This is a genomic window from Labrenzia sp. C1B70, assembly GCF_000475395.1.
Classification (GTDB): Bacteria; Pseudomonadota; Alphaproteobacteria; order Rhizobiales; family Stappiaceae; genus Roseibium; species Roseibium algicola.
Genome location: NZ_AXCE01000006.1, coordinates 69,645 through 93,445, shown reverse-complemented (window position 1 = coordinate 93,445; position 23,801 = coordinate 69,645). Strand labels below are relative to the sequence as shown.

The window sequence follows — 23,801 nt, the reverse complement described above, 5'->3', positions numbered from 1 at the left end:
AACATGTTTCTCAGGAGGAAAGTCCGAGAATGGCGCAGAAAATCATCGTTTATTGGCGGGACATCCCGGCACAGATCCTGGTGAAACAGGGGCGCAAATCCGCCCGACGGGAACTGCCGGCCATGTTCATGGAAGCCATTGATGCCTGCGCGATGCGGATCGGAGCGAAGGACAGCGACGCCTACATGGCGGAGTGGCGCCGGACAGACCCGGTCTCCGTCACGGACGACCTGGAAACGGAAGCGGACGCAGCCCTGACCGACCTGGTCTCGGCCTATCCGAAAGAGAGACTGAAAACCCTGCTCGCAAATGGAGGCTCGGAACATGACTGATCAGCGCCTGTTGGCCAATGGGCGGCTTCCCGCCTCTACCGAAATGTCTCCCAAGCAGGTGGTCGAAAAGACCGAGCTTCTGGAATTTATTCCGGCGGGCACGCAGGTCTATGTCACGGATCTGGGCAACTGCTCGGAAGACATGATCGTCGATGCCGCACGCATCCTGCGCGACAACAAGCTGACCGCCGTTCCGCATATGGCGGCCCGCAGGTACGCCAGCCGCGAGGACTTCGAGCGCCGCATCACGCGTCTGACCCAGGAAGCAGGTGCGACCGAGGTTCTGGCCATTGCCGGTGAAGCAGAAAAAGCCGGCCCCCTCACCTCATCCGTCGCTCTTCTGGAGACGGGCCTCTTCGACAAGCTCGGCATCAAGAAGATCGCCGTTGCAGGTCACCCGGAAGGCGCACCGGACATCAAGCCGGACGTCATCAAGAGCTTCCTGCAGCGCAAGCACGAACTTGCCCGCGAAAGCGATGCGGAATTCCGCATTGTCACCCAGTTCGGTTTCGATCCGCACCGCGTCAGCCTGTGGCTGGACGAGCTGCGCGAATGGGGCAACGAGTTCCCGGTCCATGTCGGCGTTGCCGGTCCGGCAAAGATGACGACCCTGCTGAAATATGCTGCTTTTGCCGGTGTTGAAAATTCCTTCAACTTCCTGAAGAAGCGCGGCGGTGCTGTCGTCTCCATGCTGTCGGGCTACGATCCTGACACGATGGTCGATCCGCTGGAGACCCGCGTCACCAGCCAGCCGAACACCCAATTGGCCCAGATTCACGCCTATCCCTTCGGCGGTATCCAGAAAACCGCCGAGTGGCTGCACAGCCGCGGGAGCTGGTCTTTTCAAACCTCGTCTTCAATCCTGACTGCCAATGAGAGCGCATAAATGACCCGCACTGTTGTCGCGTCCGCCACCAAGGAAATCGTTATCGGTTTCGATCAGCCGTTCTGCGTGATCGGCGAGCGGATCAACCCGACCGGCCGCAAGAAGCTGGCGGCGGAAATGGCCGAAGGCAACTTCGAAACCGTCAAGGCCGATGCGCTGGCCCAGGTGGCTGCAGGCGCGACCATGCTTGACGTCAACGCAGGCGTGACAGCGGTCAACCCGAACGAGACCGAACCGCCACTCCTCGTCAAAACTCTTGAGATAGTTCAAGAACTTGTCGACGTTCCCTTGTCTATCGATTCATCCGTGACCGCCGCCATCGAGGCCGGCCTCGCGGTTGCCAAGGGCCGTCCGCTGGTCAACTCCGTGACCGGTGAAGAAGAGAAGCTGGAAGCGATCCTTCCGCTGATCAAGAAATACAACGTGCCGGTGGTGGCGATCTCGAACGACGAGACCGGTATCTCCGAAGATCCGGACGTTCGTTTCGAAGTCGCCAGGAAGATCGTTCAGCATGCTGCCGACTATGGCATTCCCGCACACGACATTGTCGTGGACCCGCTGGTGATGCCGATCGGCGCCATGGGCACCGCAGGTCAGCAGGTGTTCCGGTTGCTGCGCCGTCTGCGTGAAGAGCTGAAGGTCAACACGACCTGCGGCCTTTCCAACATCTCCTTCGGCCTGCCGCATCGCCACGGCATCAATGCCGGTTTCATTCCGATGGTCATCGGTGCCGGCATGACCTCCGCGATCATGAACCCGTGCCGCCCGCAGGAAATGGAAGCCGTACGTGCGGCGAACGTGCTCAACGGCACTGACCCGAACTGCTCGGAATGGATCATGACCTACCGTGATCATCAGCCTGCCGCTGCAGGTGCGGTTGCAGCACCTGGTGAAGGTGGTGCGTCTGCTGGCGGTCGCCGCCGCGGTGGACGCGCGGCCCGTCGGTCCGCCGGCTGAGCCCAGATGTCATAACACGTTTGCGGTTCTCTCCCCTTCCGCAAACAGGGTGGCTTTTCACCAGTTTCAGGATGGAATCTCCACCCCAATCCCCTCCCTTTAATAGGGAGGGGTTTTGCGTGTCGAGGGGCACGTTTCAAATCGCGGGATCCGCGTCATTTTCACGATGGCTCCGGCTTTCGCAGGTTCAGATAAAAACTCCCTCCTCCTTGTGAGTGAAGGGTCAAGGGTGGGCTTCGTCCCCGTAGTGTTTCAAAACCGGTAGTGGCAGATCGCAGACATGACCGAGACCGTCAAACAAGCCAAAGTCGTTTTCCAACCCAGTGGGCGCCGTGGAACCTTTCCTGTCGGTACGCCCCTGCTCGACGCTGCCCGCTCGCTCGGTGTCTATGTGGAGTCGGTATGTGGCGGGCGCGGCATTTGCGGGCGCTGCCAGATTTCCATCTCGGAAGGCACTTTCGCCAAGGAAAACCTGACCAGCGCAGCTGAAAACCTGGAAGGTGCCACCGAAGCGGAAACCCGCTATGCGACCTTGCGCAACCTGCCCGCCGACCGGCGCCTTTCCTGTCAGGCAAAAATCCTGGGCGATCTGGTTATCGATGTCCCGACCGATGCCCAGACCAACCGTCAGGTTGTGCGCAAGCGCGCGGAAGCCCGCAACATCGAAGCCGACAGCCCGATCTCGCTGGTATCCGTCTCGATCGCCGAACCGGACATGGAAACGCCGCGCGGCGATATCGACCGGCTGCGAGAGGCGCTGATTGCCGAGACCGGCATTGCCGACCTCACGATCGACCCGGTTCTGCTGCCACGGGTCCAGACAATCCTGCGCAAGGGCAATTGGCAGGTAACCGCGGCAATACACGAAGACAGAGGCGTGCTGCCGACACTCGTGGCGCTCTGGCCCGGAGAAAAACCTGCGGTCTACGGCCTTGCCGTCGACATTGGCTCTACCACCATCGCAGCCCACCTTTGCAACCTACAGAACGGGCGCACAGTCTCGTCCGCAGGCACCTCCAACCCGCAGATCCGCTTTGGCGAGGATCTGATGTCGCGGGTGTCCTATGTCCAGATGAACCCGTCCAAGCTGCCGGATCTCACAAAGGCCGTGCGCGATGCCATCAACGCGCTGATCGGCAAACTGGTCGGCGATGTCGGCGCAGAGCGCACGGATGTGCTTGATGCGACCTTTGTCGGCAACCCGGTCATGCATCATCTGTTCCTCGGTATCGATCCGGTGGAACTTGGCGGCGCTCCCTTCGCGCTCGCAGCCTCCGACGCCATGGTTTTGAACGCGCGCGATCTGGATCTGGAACTGAACCCGGGTGCACGTGTCTACATGCTGCCCTGCATCGCCGGCCATGTGGGTGCCGATGCAGCTGCTGCAACGCTTGCAGAAAGCCCTTACAAGCTCGACGAGATAACGCTGCTTGTCGATGTTGGTACCAATGCGGAAATCGTGCTGGGTAACCGGAACCGGCTGTTGGCAGCGTCCTCTCCGACCGGCCCTGCGTTCGAGGGCGCCGAAATCTCGTCCGGCCAGCGCGCGGCACCAGGTGCAATCGAGCGCATCCGCATCGACAAGGAAACGCTTGAGCCTCGCTTCAAGGTGATTGGTGTCGACGAATGGTCGGATGAAGAAGGCTTTGCCGAAAAGGTCGACACTGTCGGCGTTACCGGCATTTGCGGCTCCGGCATTATCGAGGCGGTTGCCGAAATGTATCTGGCGGGCCTCATCACGGAAGACGGTGTTATCGACGGCTCGATGGCGGAACGGACATCGCGCGTCAAATCCACCGGCCGGACCTTCTCCTATCTGATTGCTGACGACGGGGTCGAAATATCGATCCTGCAGACGGACATTCGCGCGATCCAGCTCGCCAAGGGTGCGCTTTATGCCGGTGTCAAACTTCTGCAGGACAAGCTCGGCACCTATGATCTGGACCGCATTCGCCTTGCGGGGGCCTTCGGCAGCTACATCGACCCAAAGTACGCGATGATCCTAGGCCTTATACCGGATTGCCCGCTGGACGGTGTCTCCGGCGTCGGCAACGCTGCCGGGACAGGCGCTCGGATGGCTTTGCTCAACCGCGGCTACAGGCGCGAGATCGAGCAGACGGTGCGCGATATCGAAAAGATCGAGACCGCTCTGGAACCCAAGTTCCAGGAGCATTTCGTCAATGCAATGGCCTTGCCCAACAAGGTCGATCAGTTCCCCCACCTTCGAGCTGCCGTCGAATTGCCGGTACGCAAGGAGGCTGACGCGGGGTCGGATGCAGCCGGCGGCGAGCGCAGGCGGAGACGCCGCCGGGGTTGACGGTGTTGTTCCTTCGACTAGCAAGCATGAACGGGCGGCAGATTTGCTCTGCCGCTACTGATCCCAGAAATACTGCTCGCGCATACGCCGCCAGATCTTTTCTCCCACAAGGCAGTCATATGGCTCTTCGAAGGTGAATTGGGCCGGGATGACTTGTGGCTCGGGCGGCTTGACGCCGCCGATCTCGAGGATCAGCTTGCGACGAACGGCTTCGGGAAACTGTTCCCAGTCGTTCACCGGTATGACGAAGCTGGCGGGCCCGCCGATGACGCAGCGCTGATAGTAGACGTCCAGGTCCGGAATGTTGAACTGGAAGCCCATGCCACCAGTAGTCATCAGCGGCAATCCATTGATCACCAGACCGGCCTCCACGGCAGCATCGCGTGCCTGGACCACAGGTGCTCCCTGGTTGTTGGGACCATCCCCTGAAATGTCGATCACGCGGCGGTCTGCCTTGAAAGGTGCATCGGCGAGGAGAGCCGAAGCATGCCAGATTGCGCCGGAAATCGAGGTTCGGCGCTGGCCGTAGGTGCTGTCCGCCAGAACCTTGTCGGCGAACTCCTGGGCATCTTCCACGCCCTCGATCACCGACCACCCGACAATTTCGCGCGCATGGCTTTCGTTGGCCCATTCGAACATCATGAGAGCGATCCGGCCGTGAGCCCCGTACCCGATCGCCCGCACCACTTCCGGGCTGGCGATGGCGGCAGCATATCCGCGGCGCTGGATCTGGAGTTCTTCAGGCGACATGGAGCGGGAGACATCGACAGCAAGGACCAGAGCGACATCGACCTGTTCCTGCGCAAGCGCGGGACCGAGAGGTGCCAGCAGCAAGGCGACTGCACCTGCAAGTGAGCGGACTTCGGAAAGCCTCCACATGCCGAAAGGATAACCGAAACCGAAAGAACCGCCAGCGACTTGACGCATCGTCAGATAAACCATCTGTGATCGGCGGCAGCCACCAGCCGATCGGACACTTTCGCCGCCCTGCCCGCGTCGGCTATAACATCGGCAAAGCAAATCTTCAGGGAGCGTTCCATGTCTGAAACCGCCGCAAATGACGAGATCCAGAAACCGATGCTCGCAACGCTTCTTCATGAAGGCGTTTACCGGATCGTGATGCAGCGGCCGGAGCGGATGAACGCTCTTTCGAGCGAGATGATGACCGCTCTAGCCGGTGAACTTCAGAAGGCGGCCGAGGATCCTGCAGTGCGTGTTGTCCTGCTCGGTGCAGAAGGCAAGGTCTTCTGCGCTGGCCACGACCTGAAGGAACTAACCGCAGCGCGCGGTGAAGCGGATGGTGGCAGGGCCACCTACGAGCGGATCATGCGCCAGTGTTCGGATCTGATGCAGCAGATTGTGCGCCTGCCCAAGCCTGTGATCGCCGTGGTAACAGGTGTTGCGACCGCAGCCGGTTGCCAACTGGTTGCCTCCTGCGACCTTGCCATCGCTACCGACACGGCCACCTTCTGCACGCCAGGCGTCAATATCGGCCTCTTTTGCTCCACGCCAATGGTTGCGCTCTCGCGCAATGTTGCGCCTAAACAGGCCATGGAGATGCTTCTGACCGGTGAAAGCATCGACGCATCCACCGCGAAGGATTTCGGCCTGATCAACCGCATCGTCCCGCGTGACTACCTGGAGCAGGTCGTCCAGAAATACGCGGAATCGATCGCCTCCAAGTCTGCCAAGACCGTAAAGATCGGCAAGGAAGCCTTTTACCGTCAGCTGGAAATGCCGTTGTCGGAAGCCTATGATTTCGCAGCACAAACCATGGTCGAGAACATGATGGCCCGGGATGCGGAAGAAGGCATCAACGCCTTTCTGCAAAAACGCAAACCAGAATGGACGGACAGCTGATCCGCCCTGCCGTTTGGAGGCAACAAGGATAAGACATGGCTGAAGCCGGTTATTCCGGACGTCCGCTCTCCGCAAAATTGGGGCTGAAACCGGGAATGATCTGCTGGCGTCACCGGATGCCGGAAGACATTTCCGCCTTGCTGCAGACACAGGCCCCTGGCGCGGTCATTCGTGCCGCGCCGGAACCGGGTGTTGAATGCGCTCATGTGTTTGTCACCGAACGGGTTGAGCTGACTGGACTACTGGAAACCTTGCGAGTCCTGCTGGCCCCGGACGGCATGATTTGGGTTTCCTGGCCCAAGAAGGCCAGCAAGCTACCGACCGACGTCACCGAAGACACCATCCGCGAGCTTTGCCTGCCGATGGGGCTTGTGGACGTAAAGGTTTGTGCCGTTGACGGCATCTGGTCCGGTTTGAAACTGATGATCCGCAAGGAATTCAGGAAAGAACAGGCGGCAAAGCAGGCCTGAGACTCTCCTGTCAACTCACCGTATTACCACTGCGGTTCCATATCATTTCAGCGGCAGGAAGATATCGGTTTGCGCTTCATGCTCCGGAACATCCGGAAAGAAGCTGAGGCGTTGAACGAACAGCGGAAAGTCCCGCAGCTCCTCGCCACTTCGTGGCAGCCAGTCGCGATAAAGGGCGCGGATTGTTTCTTCAGCTAAGTCGAGCGGACCGGAATGCCTGATTACGGCGCAGCGTCCTGCGGGCAACGTTGCGGCTACCACGCCCTCCGCATTCTCTTTGAACTGTCCTGCTACAGCGCAGCAAATGCCGAACCGGTATTCTTCAGGCAGCGCCGTTCTGGGATCGTCAAAGAGTATATTGAACGTCGCGCTACTGGAGGGAGGGCTTGCATTTGCCTTGCGCCAGGCAATGAAGCGTCTGACGGATGCGGGCACCTCTTGCGGTGACCCGCGATGCTCAAGCAGGGCGACGGGTATTTCAGGAAAATCGATGATCCGGACGGCCGAGACATCAAGATGCTGATCCGACATGAACTGTCCTTTCAAATTCAGCAATGGGTCATAGGTTCTGTGCCAGACAGACCAGTCGGGCGTTGATCGGAAAGCCGAAGGGCTTTGCCCAAAATCTCGTTTGAACGCACGTGAGAAGCTCTCGAGATTTTCGTAGCCCGCATCGTAGGCAATCTCAGTGACCGGCAGCTCCACCCTGAAAGCGAGCTGCTGTCCTGCGCGTTTCAACTTCAGGAGCCGCCGGTATTCTGCAACTCCGAGGCCAAAGAAGGCCGAGAACTGACGCTGAAAGTGAAACTTCGAATAGGCGGCCACCCCCGCAAGCGCAGGAACGTCAAGCGGACCATCCAGCGACCGGTCGATCGTTTCCAGCACCTTTTGGAACCGCTTCTTCAACTCACTCATAAAACGCCGCCTTCCGTATGCCTGTTTAGCCTCTGCCGTTTACCGGTTTGCCGCTTATCGCGCCTGACCGCCCCTGCGCAGTTTCACAATTCTTCGAGGCGGACCGGTCTGCGGCAGAAGGCCCCTTGCAGGCAGGTGTCATTTCGCATTGGATAGCGCGACAAATCTGAGGATCTCCATTCCATGAATCACGACACTTATCCGGACGCCTACATCAAGGGTATTCTCGACGAGGTGAAAACCGTCGCCATGATCGGCGCGAGTGCCAACAATGTCCGGCCGTCCTATTTCGTGCTGAAATACCTTTTGTCCAAGGGATACGAGGTCTGGCCCATCAATCCCGGTCAGGCAGGCAAGGAGATCCTGGGACAGAAGGTCTATTCCTCGCTCGACGAATTGCCTGCGGTTCCCGACATGATCGACATCTTTCGCAATTCCGAAGCGGCAGGCGTTATCGTCGACGACGTTATTGCCAGCGGCATGTTGCCCAAAGTCATCTGGATGCAATTGACCGTGCGCCACGACGAAGCGGCAGCAAGAGCCGAAGCTGCCGGTATCAAGATGGTGATGAACCGCTGCCCCAAGATAGAGTATGGTCGACTGTCAGGTGAAATCGGATGGGCAGGTGTCAATTCGCGTACGCTTTCCTCCAAGCGCCCTGCTCTGAAAGCAGGGTTTCAGCATCGCGGGCTTTCTGGGGAAAAAGACAGCTAATTTTCCCCATTGCATCAGCTTCGCACAATGCTCGCCGGATAGCTCGTTAGTCGAGATACCGCCGTCCGGAAGCCAACCGGATGCCATCAGTAGCGTGAGGCAGCATGACCCAGGACCCGACCCTGTTTACCGCATTTGAATGGGTTCTCATGGCTATGGCAGCTCTGGTTGCCTTGCTGCTGTTCGCATTCGTGCACAAGGCCGAACACGGATCCCCCTTCGCCCACCGTGACGAGACCTGGGCGCGAGAGCAGGCACAATCCGGCGAGCGGGAACAGAAGGGCGGCTGAACCGAAATCAATGTATACACCCCCACTTCTACCCCTGCGTGTTTCTGCTATACTTCGGGACTTCAGGGATGGGGTTTTGATCTGCGTTCAGGCGAATTTGCGCCTTTAACGACAGATACATGGGGGCAATACTAATGATATTCGCGCTCGCGACTGTCGCGTTCGTCGTCTGTATCGCGGTACTGATTCATCTGCAGAAACCATCTGCAAACGGCCCGCGCGCAACCAGGCGCACAAAAGACGATGCAACCGACAAAAGCTGACAATTTTAAGTTCAATTTATAAGAGCTTTCGCTCAATTTGCTCCGAATGCCGATGAATTTCTTTCCACTTTCTCCATAAGAGATCGTTAACCTTTTGCCTCGCATCCAAGTTTTCGAACCGGGAGGAAGGCCGCTGTGTTTGCAGTCTTCGGAGATACGACATTTCTGGCATGGAGCCTGCCACTGCTGGCGGCGGCACTGCTTTTTGGTGTCTATTTCGGTGTGAAGCTGGAGAACCGGAAGGACCCTTCCGACCAATAGGCAGACATGCCCCACCCTGGCAGGAGGCAAAGGCCACCAATCCTGCCTAACGCTTTGACATACATAATTTCCTTTAGATCACAAAACCGCAAAATCGTTCTTTGACCTGCCCTGCTCCTTCGGTCAAACTGGCCGCCAATCCAACAGGGAGGTCATTTAATGAGCGAAAATATTCCAGGTTTTTCCACTCTCGCGATTCACGCTGGCGCAGCGCCGGATCCTTCGACAGGCGCGCGGGCGACACCGATTTACCAGACGACCTCGTTCGTTTTCGACGATGTCGATCACGCTGCTTCCCTGTTCGGGCTGCAGGCCTTCGGCAACATTTACACACGCATCACCAATCCGACGACGGCTGTTCTGGAGGAGCGCGTTGCGGCGCTTGAAGGCGGTACCGCCGCACTTGCGACAGCTTCCGGTCATTCGGCTCAGCTTCTGTGCTTCCATACCTTGATGCAGCCCGGCGACAACATCGTGGCCGCAAACAAGCTCTATGGCGGCTCCATCAACCAGCTGAACCACTCCTTCAAGAGCTTCGGTTGGGGCGTGAAGTGGGCCGACCCTGCGGACATGTCGTCCTTCGAAGCGGCGATTGACGACCGCACGCGCGCGATCTTCATCGAGAGCCTGGCCAATCCCGGCGGAATCGTTGTCGACATCGAGGCGATTGCGGCAATTGCAAAGGCAAAGGGTGTGCCGCTGGTGGTCGATAACACCATGGCAACGCCATACCTGTGCCGACCGATCGAACACGGTGCTGATATCGTTCTGCACTCGCTGACCAAATTCATGGGCGGTCACGGCAATTCCATGGGCGGCATCATCGTCGACGGCGGCAGCTTTGACTGGTCTGCCAGCGGCAACTATCCGCTGCTGTCCCAGCCCCGGCCGGAATACCAGGGTATCGTCCTGCACGAGACCTTCGGCAACTTCGCCTTTGCCATTGCCTGCCGTGTGCTTGGTCTGCGCGACCTTGGACCGGCCATCTCGCCCTTCAACGCTTTCATGATCCTGACCGGCATCGAAACCCTGCCGCTGCGCATGCAGCGTCATTCTGACAATGCCAAGAAAGTCGCGCTTCACCTCGCCGCCCACGACAAGGTCAAATGGGTGTCCTACGCAGCCCTGCCGGAAGACAAGCACCACGCCCTGCAACAGAAGTACATGCCAAAAGGCGCCGGCGCCGTGTTCACCTTCGGCGTTGAAGGCGGTTATGACACAGGTGTCGCCCTGGTGAGCAAGGTGGAACTGTTCTCGCACCTGGCCAACATCGGTGACACCCGCAGTCTGATCATCCATCCCGCGTCCACCACACACCGGCAGCTTTCGGATGAACAGAAGACCGCGGCCGGCGCGGGCCCGGATGTGGTGCGTATATCGGTCGGCCTGGAAGATGTCGATGACATCATCGCCGATCTCGATCAGGCCCTTTCCGGCTAAGAGGCACCAGCTGAACAAACGAAAAGCCCGCCAATCGGCGGGCTTTTTTGCCTGTACACTCGATCGGGCCCGAGGCCGTAAGCACAGCGGAAATCCTGGCTCGGAGAGCCGCAGCGTTCGGAGCGAGGTGCTTCCACGCGGCTGCCCGTTTCCCCAACAGTTGAAATTTCCGGCGCCTAGCTGCGAATGGCGAAAGGCCCTTTCAGCATGGCCACATAGTCAACCGCAGCCGCCAGGACGATAACCGCGAAGCCCTGATGCACCAGAGCGATGGACAGCGGCACGTGCCACAGCAACGTCAGAATGCCGAAGATCGCCTGCAGCAACAGGAAGCCCCCAACATGGGCGCCTGCCCGGCGCAGCTCCTTGCGGCGGCTCACGCGGAAGGTACTCCAGGCCAGCGCCACACCGGTGAACACCAGCACATAGGCCGTCATGCGATGCTGAAATTGAACCGTCATCACGTTTTCAAAGAAATTCAGCCAGATAGGCTGGATGGCAAGCATGCCGCGCGGAATGAACTGGCCATCCATGAGTGGCCATGTATTGAAGGTCAAGCCGGCGTTCAGCCCGGCGACGAGACCTCCCAGGAACATCTGAACAAAGACAAGGAAAAGAACCAGTTTGCCCAGCCCTGCGAGCCGCTCCTGCTCCTGAATTTCGGGTTCGGGCAAGGGGCTCAGCCGCCGGGCAATCCAGAAAAGATAGGCAAAAATGAAGAGTGCGAGCGTCAGGTGTGTGGCCAGCCGGTACTGACTGACATCCACCCTGTCCACCAGACCGGATGCCACCATCCACCAGCCGACAAAGCCCTGCAAACCGCCAAGTGCCAGGCCGACAAGCAATCTCGGCTTCAGCCAAGGCTCTATCCTGCCAGTTGCCCAGAACGCCACCATGGGAACAAAAAACGCAACACCAATGAAGCGCCCCAGCAGCCGGTGCGCCCATTCCCACCAGAAGATGAACTTGAACTCGTCAAGGCTCATGCCTTTGTTGATGAGCTGATATTCCGGAATCTGGCGATATTTCTCCAGCTCCTCTTCCCACTCCGCTTCGCTGAGCGGGGGAATGACGCCGTGGATGGGTTTCCACTCGGTGATTGACAGCCCGGATTCGGTCAGACGCGTCGCTCCGCCGACGACGACCATGGCCAGGATCAGCGCACAAACGAAGTAGAGCCACCATCGGATCAGGGCCCTGTTCTGTCGCAATCTCTGCAATTTGGCCGGAAGCATCTGTTCGTTCTTCATACCTTCTGCAATCGCAATCATGAGCCGCTTCCGGAAATTCTTATCGTGAGTTTGACCTTTGGCTTGCGGAGATATAGGTGCAGGAGCAAGACGGCAAGCGGTCCGGGACGTTTTGCGGCAAAAGGTCCCTCATCGCGCGGATTCACACACGGTCAACGGACACGCCCGACAATGGTTCCCTCGTTTCGCAAGTTTATCGGCATGGTGCTGCTGGTTGTTTTTGTGGTGGTCTACGCCCTCACCGCGATGGTGATCGGCGACCTGACATTGCAGCAGTCCTCGAACCTGGTCCGCTTCATCTACTTCGGTATCGCAGGTCTGGCCTGGGTCATCCCGGCAGGCGCGATTATCTGGTGGATGGAAAGAGGCGGGAAAAGCCGGACCTGACACCAAACCCGTTGGCAGCCCACCGGGCAACCCGGTAAAGCGCAAAGGGCGCCCCCGTCAGGTACTGGTCGACAACAGCCGGGTCTTGAAACCGGCCGTTCAGGGAGACGCGTGGCAGCATCATCGGGTCGCGCGCGTTGACGGATTGAAGCACACCGGGAAGCGTCGTCACAGACGAGGCGAAGCCGATCTCCCGCAAGATATCCGCATCGCGCGGTGTAACCGCGTGTGATTTTCCATACGGATAGGCAAAGTGCTTCGGCCTGCGGCCGAGTTCTTTCTCCAGCCGCTCAAGGCCCCTGGTCACGTCTTCACAGGCGGCATCTGCGTTCAACCGCGCCATGGCAAAATGATCGTGGGTGTGGGCACCGATGGTAACCAGTGGATCGCCAGCCAGTTGGCGGGTCTCGTCCCACGTCATCATCTGCGCGTCCGCCAGGGCTTCCAGGTCGACGCCGTATCTTTCAGCAAGCGCCCGGATGATCTTGCGCTGATCACCTTCGCCGACCTCCAGTGTCAGATGATCGTCGATCTTTTCGAAACACGCGTTTTTTTCTGCAAGTGTTCTGCACGGGATGCCGGCTGAATTGCCTGCCGCTGTGAAGACCACTTCATTGTTGTCTGCGATGATCTTCTCAAGGGCCAGCCACCACAGTTCGCTGGTCCGGTCGATCAGCCCGGTTGTGACGAACACGGTGAAAGGAGCTTCCAGTTCCTTCAAAATCGGATAGGCGACAGACAGATTGTCCCGGTACCCGTCATCGAAAGTCAGAACTGCATAACGGCGGTGCCCGTAACCCGACTTGAGCAGGTCGACGGCTTCATCCATCGATATGATTTCATAGCCGTTTGCCCTAATCCGCTCGACCGCAAGCTTCAGAAATTCGGGCGTGATTTCCAGGTGACGGTTCGGCTGGAAAGCATCGGAGCGGGCCGACCGGACATGGTGCATCATAAACACGGCACCACAGCCCTGGGTAAACGGTGCCAGCATACGGCCAAGCCCCGTTCCCTTAAGTACACTGAATGCGCGTGTTACCGTCTTGTGCCGCATGCCCATGTGGCCGAAATGCCCACCTTGCTAGAATGTGCCAGTTAGGCACGGTTTCTTTAACAATTATTGCTAAATCTATCGAGACTTAGCTTGATCTGCCAGCGCGACGTCCTGTCTTTCCTTCATGTTCGTTCAAAATGGTTTATCCGATTTTCAATAACCGTTTCAGCCTGTCTTTCACGCGCCCTGGTGCGAGGTGAGCACCGTGTCCTCAACAGACCTTGAATTGTCCATATTCACGAGGCTTAGCGAAGCACAGGCTGACTGGCAACAACTAAAGGATGTGCTGCACAGTAATCCATACCAGTCTCCTGGCTGGCTTTGCAGCTGGTTCGAGACAGTCGGCCAGAGCCTGAATTGCACGCCGGTGATCGTTGTCGGACGGTGTCGCGGTCAGGCGGTTTTTCTGCTGCCACTGCAACTTGAACGATCTGCTGGAATCTCTGCGCTGACGTTTCTCGGGCACCAGAATGGCAACCAGAATACGGGCCTCTGGCACGCCGATTTCTACCGAGGTGCCACGGCAGACGAGATGAAAAGCCACCTGTCTGCCGTCTGCAAACAGGTCGGTGCTGATCTCCTCAAGCTTGAAAACGTTCCGGAGACCTGGCTAGGGCGAGACCATCCGCTGGTATTCAAAGGAGCGACATCAAGCCCGAGCCCTGTTTTCGCCCGCGCTCTGCCCTCCGATTTCGGACAGTTGTTCAACGACACACACAGCAAGTCCTCACGCAAGAACCTGCTTCGCAAGGAACGACATCTTCAGGCAGCCGGTAATTACACGATTGCCAAAGCCACCTCCCCTGTCGACAGGCAACGTGGCTTTGATGCCTTTCTTGAACAACGCTCTGTCAGGGCAAGGCAAGCGGGCATTCCGAATGTTTTTTCGGCGCCCCCAGCGAAGACGTTCCTGTCCAGCGTGGTTGGACTGGATGCAACGGGCAGCGGGCAAGATCACGGCGCTCATCCCCTGGATCTCTGGTACCTGGAAACGGGAGGCCGGATCAGGGCCACCTATCTGTGCGCCCAGCATGGCAAGACGCTTTATGCCTACAGCAACAGCGTTGCTCATGACGACATGCTGCCCAACAGTCCAGGGCTGGTCCTGATCAAGGAAATCATCGAACGGGCGTGCGGTGATCCGACCATCGACACACTGGACCTCGGCCTTGGCGAGGAACGCTACAAGACCACGTGGGCGGAACCAGTGCCTTTGAAGGACAGCCTTTTGGCGATGACCTGGAAAGGGGCTCTCCGCATGCGTCTGGAAGCCGCAAGGCTGAAAGCCAAATCCTGCATCCGCAATTCATCGATCCTGTGGCCGCTGATCCGGCGTTTGCGCAAGATGAAAGCTGGTATCGCCGGCAACAGTTAGACAGTTGGCGACCAACTGTCGCCAACATCTTCCTCAGGCGGCGTGCCCGTCGCCGTTTCTGCGCGGCCCCGGTCCGGTTCCACCAGAAATCACGACTTCGACCTTCGCGCCTGTGTTATGTGCCAGAAGATTGGCCGCACTTTGCAGTTCGTGGCCGTGGTCTGGCGCCGATGCTGCAATCAATACCCTGTCCGCGAAACTCAACATACGGGCACTCGCCAGCGACCCATCGATGGCGCCAAGATCGACAACCACAGTTTCATAGGTCGACTTGATTGCCTCAAGAGCGAGCTTGAAACGTTCCGAGTTCACCATTTCGTCCGTGATCTCAACCCGCCCGGCCTCAATGATATGCGCCTTTGATCCGGCATCGCGATAGACCACCTTGGCGAAAGGCGCCGTTCCGGCGACGATGTCGGAGAACCCTTCGGCCCCCTTCAGGTTGGTCTGATCGGGAAAGACTTCCATGATGAGAGAAGACTTGCCACGTCCGGCCGCCTTCCGGATCAGGTCGAAAGCGAGTTCGTGAGACAGCGCCTCATCATCGACGCTGAGAACGACAACGCGTCCCGCCGCTTCGACATCGTCCGCGTGCGTTGTCTTGAGCTGCTCTTCCCGCTTTGCTTGCCTGCTTGTCTTGCTGGCTGAAACCACAGGAACAGGAGCGACTTCCGCGCCTGGCACCTCTGCTTCGGCTTCCTTCGAACCCCGCATGTCCCCCACCCAGTCCGGGCTGACATCGTGATCGTAGCCGGACTTCTTTTTGCGACCACGAAGCTTGCCGGACAGGATCCCGATGCGTCCCTTTGGCCGCTGTGTCTTTTCCGAGGCCTGGGGTTGGGGTTGGGGTTGTGGTTCCGGGGTCTGCTCAGGAACCGTTTCTTCGGTAGGTTCATCAATGCTAACGGCTGTTTCAGGGACGCTTGGTTCAGCGTCGCGAAGCGTGTCGGCTTTGCTCCACTCGCCGGGATCGATCCTGTAGCTGGCAACCGTCTGACCGTAGCCGCCGCCCCAGCCTGGGTTTTCAGCCCGCACGGTATTCTGAGGACCTGACTGCGGCCGCTCATCCATTCGCGGTGCGACACGCTGCCCTTCAGACGAACCATCCTGCATCCGATAGAGCGCATTGCCGTTCAGAAATTCGCGCATGAGCACGAAGGCACATCCGAGAATAAAGGTGACAAGCGCAGCAATGATGGTGCTGGCAATGATTTTGGGCGAATCCGGTTCTACCGGCACGCTGGCACGGGAGATGATCCTGGCATCGGCAGGCAGAACCTGTGCACGCAAGCGGGAATCAGCTTCCTGGAAACTCAACAGAAGCTGGTCAAGTTGCGCCGCCTTGGCATTGGCTTCGCGCTCCAGTTCCGCGAGCCGTGCTTGATCGGCGTTGGATTTTGCCGCAGCCGTCTTCAGCTCCTCAAGGCGTGCCCCAAGTGCTTTTGCGCGTTGGTCTTGCACCTTCGCATCGTTTTCCAGCCCCTGCAGGATCTTGCGTGCTTCCGATCGGATTTGCCGGTCGTAATCACCAAGCTGAGATTGAAGCGCCTTCAGTTGCGGGTGGTTGGGCAACAGTGTGATTGAGAGTTCGGCAATATTGGACTGAATTTCGACCTGACGCTCCCGCAGACGCTGAATGAGTGCGGAATTCAGCACATCGCTGGCAGTCTCGAGAGAACCGCCAGAATTCAGCAACTCGCGAATGAGGTCGGCTTTGGCCTGCGCCTCGGCCTTGGAGGACTGGGCGTCGGAGTAAGCGGTACTCGTTTCGGCAAGTTGCTGCTGATTGAGCGGGATATTGTCAGCGCCGATCAAAAGGTCGGCCCGGGCGCGAAAATCCGATACCGCCTGCCGGGCTGCCTGAACTTCCCGGCGCAATTCGACAATCTGAGGCTCCAGCGCAGCGGAGGCCTGCTCGGTCGTCTGCCGTTTTGCGCTGGATTGAACCGACAGATACTCATCAACAATCGTATTGGCGACCTTGGCCGCCAGAACCGGACTTTCGGCGGTGTAGTCCACCGCGATCACGCGGGATCCTTCCAGCCGGTAGATTTCCAGGTTCTCGTAATAATGCTTGAGGACCCGCTCTTCCTCGCTATTGCCTTCGGTCTCGTTTCCGAACCCGGCCAGAGACAGCAGGAGATTGACGAGGCTGCCATCGTCGTTGGCATCGAATTCCGGTATGGCAGCAAGGTTGAGCTTGTTCGCGACACGACGAGCCAGATCAGCGGACTTGAGCAGTTGAACCTGGCTGACAACACCTTCGCTGTCGAGCAGCGCTCGCTCTTCTTCCTGCCCTCGCGATGCACCGGGCAGATTGTCCGTGCTCTCGATGATGAGGCGCGCTTCGCCCTTGTATTTGGGCGCTACGAACTGGAGCCCCAGAAAGACGACAACGGTGACGAAGAGCGTGAGTGGAACAAGCCAGCCCAGGGATCGGCCGATCGTCCGCAACAGACCACCCAGATCCAGCGCCATATCGTCTTCGGAATGTGTCTGCCGCTCAGCATTCATCTTTTGAAACTCCAAGATACCGGCAAACTATGTCGAATTATGGTAAGCGTTCGGTTAAGCTGGTTACAGTCTCCGGGGTCGCCCTGTTAATTAATGCATGCGCAAATTTGACAGGGTGCCGGACAGGTCTTTTTTCCTCTTCACCCTCAATTAACCATAAAGCGCGATCCTGTCTCAGAATTGTAGGAGAGTCGTTGATGCGAACGAGAGCGCTTGTTGTCCTGGGCTTGTGCCTGGGCCTTGCTGCATGCAGCGGGTACAGACAGCCGCCGACAGCGTTTCACGAAACACTGACCCAGCCTTATCGTTTGGACTCAAGCGATAAGCTGCGCATTATCGTGTTCGGCCAGGATGACCTGTCCAATACTTATGTCGTTGATCAAGCAGGATATATTTCCTTCCCGCTGGTCGGCAGCGTCGCTGCGCGCGGCAAGACCCAGCAAGGCTTGGCATCCGAAATTTCGGCCAAGCTGCGTCAGGGCTATATCCGCGATCCGGACGTCTCGGTGGAGGTCGATACCTATCGTCCGATCTTCGTCATGGGTGAAGTGCAAAATGCAGGCCAATATAATTACGTTGCCGGCATGACCGTTCAAAACGCCATCGCAACAGCAGGCGGATTCAGTTCGCGGGCGCTGCAGTCAGATGTGGATATCACCCGACAGCTCAACGGTGAAATTCTAAACGGCCGTGTGCCCATTTCGGACCCGGTGCGTCCCGGTGATACAATTTACGTCCGTGAGCGTTATTTTTAGGGTCCCGTCAAGTTAACTGTGGACTCACCTCCCTTTGTTAGGGTGCAGTTTCAGTGCCCCACAGGTTCGACAAGAAACCTGGGGGTAGCAACAGGGATACTGCATCATGACAACGACCCCCATGCGGATCGTGCATTGCGTGCGCTCGCCCATTGGCGGCATTTTCCGCCATATCCGGGATCTGGCCATCTGCCAGTCGGAAGCGGGACACGATGTCGGCCTCGTATGTGACAGCAACACGGGCAGTGCTTTCGACAATCAGCTTCTTGAAGAGCTGAAGCCGAGGCTAGCTCTTGGTATTGCACGCTTTCCCATGCAACGTCAGCTGACCGTACAGGATCTGACGGCAACTGTTTCCCTTTACAAGCACATCCGGGACCTGAAACCCGACATCCTGCATGGACACGGGGCAAAAGGTGGCGCCTATGCGCGCCTGATCGGCAGCGTCCTGCGCCTGCGCGGCCAGAAAGCCGCCCGCGTCTATTGCCCTCATGGCGGCAGCCTGCACTATGATCCCAATCGCTTCGAAGGCCGGGTCTACCACACGCTGGAACGGCTTCTTGGCCGCCTGACCGACGGGCTGATCTTTGTGTCCGACTATGAAGCCGCAGCCTACGAAAGCAAGGTCGGTCACACGAAAGCCCGATCGCGCATTGTCTACAACGGGCTGACACCGGACGAATTCACCCCCGTTCCGGTGGATGAAGCAGCCGCCGATTTCCTCTATATCGGAATGTTGCGAGACTTGAAGGGACCGGACCTTTTCATTGAAGCGCTTTACAACATTCGCCTGAAGAACGGCACCGCGCCCAAGGCTCACATCGTTGGTGAAGGCCCGGACGAAGAGCGGTATCGGAACATGGTGAGGAAGCTGGGGCTCGACGGCGCAATCACGTTCCATGGTGCCCTTCCCGCTCGTGAAGCTTTCAAGCTTGCCAGGAACGTCGTTGTACCCTCACGCGCCGAAGCCATGCCCTATATCATCCTGGAGACCGTGGCAGCAGAACGTCCGCTGATCGCAACACGCGTCGGCGGCATTCCGGAAATATTTGGCCGCTATGCCAATCGGCTGGTGGAACCTGGCCATATCGACAAACTGACCACGGCCATGGAAGAAGCACTTGCAGACCCCGCCAAGATGGCTCAGCAGGCAAAAAACCTGCGCAGCTGCCTTGCAGAGACTTTCTCGGTCGACCTCATGAACGACAGAATCACCACCCTCTACCAGGAAATCCAGGGCATCGCCCCGACCGATAGCTCGACACCGGCCCAAGCTGATAGTGTTTCAGCCGTGCCGCGTGCGCAGACTGTTCTTGCCAGATCGAGCAACCGATAATGAATACCCCATTTTTAAAACCCTCTGATGCGGCCGAACCAAAGCCTGTTGCGGGCGGGACATCCGCTTTGGGGCACAGATTGGAAAAGCATTTCCGACATACCGTTCATGGCGCGACGGGCCAAAGCAACGTCGAGGTTCTGTCCGCCGCCAACACCAGCCTTTCGGCCGATGCCTTTGAAATTGCTCAAGGCTTAGGTGGCAAAGGCGTTTCCGTCACCGTTCTCACCGGTATGGTGCGTCTGACGGATGTACTTCTGATCGCTGGCACGGCCTTGTTCGCAGTCTTTACCAGTCCCGAAGCGGCTGGTTTCGGACTTGGCAACCTGTTTGTCACTGGCGCCGCCATCCTGTTTGCGCTCGCCTTTTTTCAGGCCGCAGACGTCTATCAGGTTCCGGTCATGCGCCAGGGTCTGTCGCAGATCGGACGCGTTGCCGCCGGCTGGACGCTCGTGTTCGCCATGTTCGCGCTTCTGCGCACCACAACAGGCATCGGCACGGAACTGTCAGATGCCTGGATCGGCGCCTGGTTCGCGATAAGCCTGACCGGCCTTTGCCTGTCACGCTTCATTGTCTATCGGCTGGTGCGTCACTGGATGAAATCCGGTCGCCTGGAACGGCGCGCGATTATCGTCGGCGGCGGCACGGCCGCCCAGGAGCTGATCCACGACCTGGAAGCTCAGGCGGACAACGACATCCGCATTTGCGGTATTTTCGATGACCGGAACAACGAACGTTCGCCGCCAGTGGTGGCCGGCTATCCGAAGCTCGGCAACATCAGTGCGCTGGTGGAATTCGCCCGTCTGGCACGCATCGACATGCTCATTGTCTGCATTCCCTTGCGCGCAGAGCAAAGGGTGCTGGAGCTTTTGAAAAAACTCTGGGTTCTGCCGGTCGACATCCGGCTTTCTGCCCACACCGACAAGGTTCGCTTTCGTAACCGCGGATCGAGCTTCATCGGTACTGTCCCATTTGTCGACGTGGTCGAAAAGCCGATAGCCGATTGGGACATGGTGGCCAAGCGGATCTTCGACCTTGTCTTCGCTTCGCTCGCCATCATCACGCTGCTGCCGGTCATGATCGCCGCTGCCATCGCCGTGAAGCTGGACAGCAAGGGGCCGATCCTGTTCAGGCAGAAACGCTACGGCTTCAACAACGAGATCATCGAAGTTCTGAAATTCCGGTCCATGTACACGGAAATGGCCGATCCGGACGCCAAGAAGGTGGTGACCAAGGGCGATCCCCGCGTGACCAGGGTCGGTCGCTTCATCCGCAAGACTTCGATCGATGAATTACCGCAGCTTTTCAACGTTCTCGGCGGCAGCCTATCGCTCGTCGGACCTCGCCCGCATGCTGTCAACGCCCATACCAACAACAAGACCTGGGACGACGTCGTTGACGGTTACTTCGCGCGGCACAAGGTCAAGCCGGGCGTGACCGGCTATGCGCAGATCAACGGCTGGCGCGGTGAAGTCGATACACCGGAAAAGATCCAGAAGCGCGTGGAGTGCGATGTCTACTACATCGAGAACTGGTCGATCCTGTTCGACCTGAAAATCCTTATCCAGACGCCCTTCCGGTTGCTCAATACGGAGAACGCCTATTGAGCCTTGCGACCGACCATTTTGGCGGCACGCCTCATGCACGCGCGCCTATCGGTCTTCAGGCCAGGAGCCTGGGCAACGGCGCACTGTGGCTTGCAGCCTTTCTGTCCGGGTTCGTAATCGAGGAGCCGGCACCTTACGAACTCTACATGGCACTGCTTTCGGTCGTCTGGCTTGCCTGCGGTCTGAAACTTCGCCGTGAATTCGGTCCGCTGATCATCTGCCTGATGCTTTACATTGCAGGCGGCGTTGCCTCCATTCCCATGGCCAAGGAGATGGGCGATGCCATCATGTACATCGCCGTTTCCGGCTTTCTGGCAATCACCGCAATCTTCTATGCTGCGATTATCGCGGAAGACCCCGGCAGGTTCAGGGTCATCCAGAGCGGCTATATCGCCAGCGCCGTGCTTGTGGCTGCCATAGGCGTTGCCGGTTACTTTCAGCTTTTCCCCGGCGCGTCCTATTTCACGCTCTACGATCGAGCTCGTGGCACTTTCCAGGACCCCAACGTGTTCGGTCCGTTCCTGGTGCTGCCGACGGTGCTTCTGGTCCAGAAGCTGCTCCGGCAATCGGTGCTGCGTAACCTGCACCTTTTGGTGCCGCTTGCCGTCCTGCTGCTCGGTGTCTTCCTGAGTTTTTCACGCGGTGCCTGGGGTGTGCTGTCGGCATCGGTGCTGCTGGTCTATTTCCTGGCGCTCGTCACCGAAAAGGCCGCTGCCCGCCGGGCGCGCCTGGTGTTTCTCGGCGTAATCGGCATTCTTGCCGTCTTTGCACTGATCGGTGCGGCACTTTCGGTCGATACGGTCGCCGACATGTTCGCAGAACGGGCAAAGCTCGTACAATCCTACGACGGCGCCCGCCTTGGCCGTTTCGCCCGCTACTCGCTCGGCTTTCAGCTGGTGATGGAACACCCGCTCGGGCTCGGTCCGCTGGAGTTCAACAAGTATTTCCCGGAAGACGAACACAACGTCTATCTGAAAGGCTACACGACCTACGGCTGGCTCGGCGGCTCGATCTACATTCTGATGGCGCTATGGACGTTCTGCGCACTGGTGCCGCTCCTGTTCAAAGCCCGCCCGTGGACCGCCTTCACCCAGTCCGTCTTCGCGGTGTTTACCGCGCATCTTATCCTGTCGGTGATCATCGACACCGACCACTGGCGGCACATGTATATGCTGTACGGCCTGGCCTGGGGCCTGATTGCCGCTGAAAAGCTCGGCCATGGCCGCCCTGCACGACCGGTTCCCGCCTTCCCCTACCGCAAGTAACAGATGTCTGGAAAAGCCTCCAAAGAAGCGCAACAACCTGCTTGCGCTTGGCATGCGAACAAGCTAGGTAGGGTCCGTTCGGGCAGTAGCGCAGCCTGGTAGCGCACTTCACTGGGGGTGAAGGGGTCGTCGGTTCAAATCCGGCCTGCCCGACCAACACAAACTTCCCCAAATATTTTGCAGATTTTGAACGAGTATGCGGCTGGAACTTCATCCAGCGCCGCATTGCGTTTGCCGTTCAGCATTCCAACGTTTCACCCAGAAGTATCACGGTCTGATATTTTCGCTTCCCGCAGTTGCTTGCCGTCGGATGCACGCTATGCGTAAACTTACCTAACATGACAACGTATGGCAGCTTGCGGCCACAGCACGGAACTGGCACCTGATTATGCTGTATTCCGAGTAATCATAGCTACCAGTTCGTATTCGAATATTCCGAGTATTTTTTTGATGAGAATAGCGACAAAATTTTCGAGAAAGTCGTCTGATGATTTTTACTATTGCTACAGCGTCCTCGCGCGTAATCTGTGTTCTTCGTTCAAAACCATTCCAACGACAGACATTTATTTCCTGAATTCCAACCGCGAGCGGAGCTTGCAGCGCGAAGGTGTCAATTCGTTTTCCACCCGTGATGCCGTTGTCGTCTGCCGTCGTGATCATCCGGGCGTCATCGAGCGTCTTTTGAATGAAAAGACAAAACGGCTCTATTACGTGATCGATGACAATTTATGGGCAGCCGACCACGATGTGTCACTGCCTGAAATTTACCGGCAACGTTTGCTGAGCCTTCGCAATGGACAGCACAACAAGCTGGCAACTGCAGCCGACACGATTGTTGTCCCTTCGCCTGCCTTGTTCGAGGTCTACGAGCAACAAGGATTTCAGGTCAAAATGCTCGATCCGTTTTGGTCAGAAGCACTTTCGACGGACTGGTGTTTTCATGACCTGCCGGCAGATGCACCGCTCAGGATCGGCTATCTGGGAACTGCCAGCCACGCCACCGATCGAAAATTCGTCCTCGAGGTATTTGAAAACCTGTTGGCGACAGGCGCAAATGTCGAACTGACAATCGTTGGAGATCACGATGTACCGCCGCAGCTATCAACGCACCCCAAGCTACGGGTTTTGAGGCACCTCGACTGGTATTTCTATCGCAAGCGCCTTTTCAAACACAGGTTTGACGTTCTTCTCTACCCGGTAATACCTTCGAGCTTCAACGATGCCCGATCCGCGAACAAGCTGGCAGAACATGCCGTTTGTGGAGGCGTTGGTGTGTACAGCGACAGCTGGGCCTATGCTGACTTCGTTCGTGTCAACCGCGTGGGCCTGGTCTGGAAAAACAGCGTTCGAACCTGGGTGGACAACCTGCTGTCGCTGTCGATTGAACGGAACTTTCAGGATCTCGTCGGATCGCTCACACCCGTTCATGAGCGCAATGAAATTGCCGGAAGAGAACAGAAAGCCTTCTGGTCGGCGTGTTTGGATAATTCACACCAGCGAAATTCCGCAAAAAATTCAGACCTTGCAATAGCTTAGGCGTGGACTTCCCACGT

22 protein-coding genes and 1 tRNA gene are annotated in these 23,801 nt (G+C 58.0%); 18 read left to right on the top strand and 5 right to left on the bottom strand.

All coding sequences use genetic code 11. The features are described from left to right. Positions 1-29 precede the first annotated feature (29 nt). The 4 genes from Q666_RS42185 (at position 30) to Q666_RS42170 (ending at position 4,492) form a co-directional block, all read left to right on the top strand. Positions 30-332, top strand: a complete 303-nt coding sequence (locus Q666_RS42185) for a virulence factor (RefSeq protein WP_031270670.1) — start codon at positions 30-32, stop codon at positions 330-332. Continuing rightward, on the top strand, positions 325-1,218 hold the full coding sequence (locus Q666_RS42180; protein WP_023003862.1) for a methylenetetrahydrofolate reductase: 894 nt from the start codon (positions 325-327) through the stop codon (positions 1,216-1,218). Before Q666_RS42185 ends, Q666_RS42180 begins: the two co-directional genes overlap by 8 nt. Continuing rightward, positions 1,219-2,175 (top strand): methyltetrahydrofolate cobalamin methyltransferase, encoded by a 957-nt coding sequence (locus tag Q666_RS42175; protein WP_023003861.1) that lies wholly within the window; start codon positions 1,219-1,221, stop codon positions 2,173-2,175. 280 nt (positions 2,176-2,455) lie between these two features. Beyond that, positions 2,456-4,492 (top strand): ASKHA domain-containing protein, encoded by a 2,037-nt coding sequence (locus tag Q666_RS42170; protein ID WP_023003860.1) that lies wholly within the window; start codon positions 2,456-2,458, stop codon positions 4,490-4,492. Positions 4,493-4,546: 54 nt separating this feature from the next. Here the strand turns inward: Q666_RS42170 and Q666_RS42165 are convergent, their stop codons facing one another. Continuing rightward, a complete protein-coding gene (locus Q666_RS42165) occupies positions 4,547-5,419 on the bottom strand; it encodes a DUF1194 domain-containing protein (protein ID WP_228148047.1) in 873 nt (290 codons plus the stop codon). Positions 5,420-5,530: 111 nt separating this feature from the next. On the opposite strand from Q666_RS42165, the gene Q666_RS42160 reads away from it, so the two are divergent. Both Q666_RS42160 and Q666_RS42155 read left to right on the top strand, forming a co-directional pair. Beyond that, entirely contained in the window at positions 5,531-6,352 is an 822-nt protein-coding gene (locus tag Q666_RS42160; protein WP_023003857.1) for an enoyl-CoA hydratase, read from the top strand. Positions 6,353-6,387: 35 nt separating this feature from the next. Next, on the top strand, positions 6,388-6,822 hold the full coding sequence (locus Q666_RS42155) for a DUF3052 family protein (RefSeq protein WP_023003856.1): 435 nt from the start codon (positions 6,388-6,390) through the stop codon (positions 6,820-6,822). A 42-nt stretch (positions 6,823-6,864) separates the two neighbouring features. Here the strand turns inward: Q666_RS42155 and Q666_RS42150 are convergent, their stop codons facing one another. Continuing rightward, a complete protein-coding gene (locus tag Q666_RS42150) occupies positions 6,865-7,737 on the bottom strand; it encodes an AraC family transcriptional regulator (protein ID WP_023003855.1) in 873 nt (290 codons plus the stop codon). Positions 7,738-7,920: 183 nt separating this feature from the next. Here Q666_RS42150 and Q666_RS42145 point away from each other — a divergent pair, with 183 nt between their 5' ends. From Q666_RS42145 to Q666_RS42135, 4 genes are all read left to right on the top strand, one after another. Beyond that, entirely contained in the window at positions 7,921-8,451 is a 531-nt protein-coding gene (locus Q666_RS42145) for a CoA-binding protein (RefSeq protein ID WP_023003854.1), read from the top strand. Positions 8,452-8,555: 104 nt separating this feature from the next. Next, complete coding sequence (locus tag Q666_RS42140) at positions 8,556-8,741, top strand: hypothetical protein (RefSeq protein ID WP_023003853.1); 186 nt, start codon at positions 8,556-8,558, stop codon at positions 8,739-8,741. Positions 8,742-9,139: 398 nt separating this feature from the next. Beyond that, positions 9,140-9,265, top strand: a complete 126-nt coding sequence (locus tag Q666_RS66685) for a hypothetical protein (RefSeq protein ID WP_023003851.1) — start codon at positions 9,140-9,142, stop codon at positions 9,263-9,265. A 159-nt stretch (positions 9,266-9,424) separates the two neighbouring features. Beyond that, positions 9,425-10,705 (top strand): O-acetylhomoserine aminocarboxypropyltransferase, encoded by a 1,281-nt coding sequence (locus Q666_RS42135; RefSeq protein WP_023003850.1) that lies wholly within the window; start codon positions 9,425-9,427, stop codon positions 10,703-10,705. Between the two features lie 176 nt (positions 10,706-10,881). Here the strand turns inward: Q666_RS42135 and Q666_RS42130 are convergent, their stop codons facing one another. Then, positions 10,882-11,976: a COX15/CtaA family protein gene (locus Q666_RS42130; RefSeq protein ID WP_023003849.1), complete on the bottom strand. Its 1,095-nt coding sequence runs from the start codon at positions 11,974-11,976 to the stop codon at positions 10,882-10,884. A 150-nt stretch (positions 11,977-12,126) separates the two neighbouring features. Here Q666_RS42130 and Q666_RS42125 point away from each other — a divergent pair, with 150 nt between their 5' ends. Next, on the top strand, positions 12,127-12,342 hold the full coding sequence (locus tag Q666_RS42125) for a DUF2842 domain-containing protein (protein ID WP_023003848.1): 216 nt from the start codon (positions 12,127-12,129) through the stop codon (positions 12,340-12,342). Here the strand turns inward: Q666_RS42125 and Q666_RS42120 are convergent. Beyond that, positions 12,302-13,396 (bottom strand): polysaccharide deacetylase family protein, encoded by a 1,095-nt coding sequence (locus tag Q666_RS42120; protein ID WP_208994013.1) that lies wholly within the window; start codon positions 13,394-13,396, stop codon positions 12,302-12,304. The genes Q666_RS42125 and Q666_RS42120 overlap by 41 nt on opposite strands. Before the next feature lie 205 nt (positions 13,397-13,601). On the opposite strand from Q666_RS42120, the gene Q666_RS42115 reads away from it, so the two are divergent. Next, a complete protein-coding gene (locus Q666_RS42115; protein WP_152533303.1) occupies positions 13,602-14,771 on the top strand; it encodes a GNAT family N-acetyltransferase in 1,170 nt (389 codons plus the stop codon). Between the two features lie 33 nt (positions 14,772-14,804). On the opposite strand, the gene Q666_RS42110 is transcribed toward Q666_RS42115, so the two are convergent. Beyond that, positions 14,805-17,285 carry an exopolysaccharide transport family protein gene (locus Q666_RS42110; RefSeq protein WP_023003845.1) on the bottom strand — a complete coding sequence of 827 codons (2,481 nt, stop codon included), beginning with the start codon at positions 17,283-17,285 and terminating at the stop codon, positions 14,805-14,807. Positions 17,286-17,482: 197 nt separating this feature from the next. On the opposite strand from Q666_RS42110, the gene Q666_RS42105 reads away from it, so the two are divergent. The 6 genes from Q666_RS42105 (at position 17,483) to Q666_RS42080 (ending at position 23,784) form a co-directional block, all read left to right on the top strand. Beyond that, positions 17,483-18,040 (top strand): polysaccharide biosynthesis/export family protein, encoded by a 558-nt coding sequence (locus Q666_RS42105; RefSeq protein WP_023003844.1) that lies wholly within the window; start codon positions 17,483-17,485, stop codon positions 18,038-18,040. 106 nt (positions 18,041-18,146) lie between these two features. Next, positions 18,147-19,376 carry a glycosyltransferase family 4 protein gene (locus tag Q666_RS42100; protein ID WP_031270666.1) on the top strand — a complete coding sequence of 410 codons (1,230 nt, stop codon included), beginning with the start codon at positions 18,147-18,149 and terminating at the stop codon, positions 19,374-19,376. Beyond that, on the top strand, positions 19,376-20,983 hold the full coding sequence (locus Q666_RS42095) for an undecaprenyl-phosphate glucose phosphotransferase (protein ID WP_031270664.1): 1,608 nt from the start codon (positions 19,376-19,378) through the stop codon (positions 20,981-20,983). The genes Q666_RS42100 and Q666_RS42095 overlap by 1 nt, the downstream gene beginning before the upstream one ends. Then, positions 20,980-22,248 carry an O-antigen ligase family protein gene (locus Q666_RS42090; RefSeq protein ID WP_023003841.1) on the top strand — a complete coding sequence of 423 codons (1,269 nt, stop codon included), beginning with the start codon at positions 20,980-20,982 and terminating at the stop codon, positions 22,246-22,248. Before Q666_RS42095 ends, Q666_RS42090 begins: the two co-directional genes overlap by 4 nt. 79 nt (positions 22,249-22,327) lie before the next feature. Beyond that, positions 22,328-22,404 (top strand) — tRNA-Pro (locus Q666_RS42085). Between the two features lie 294 nt (positions 22,405-22,698). Next, positions 22,699-23,784: a hypothetical protein gene (locus Q666_RS42080; protein WP_152533302.1), complete on the top strand. Its 1,086-nt coding sequence runs from the start codon at positions 22,699-22,701 to the stop codon at positions 23,782-23,784. Positions 23,785-23,801: the final 17 nt, after the last annotated feature.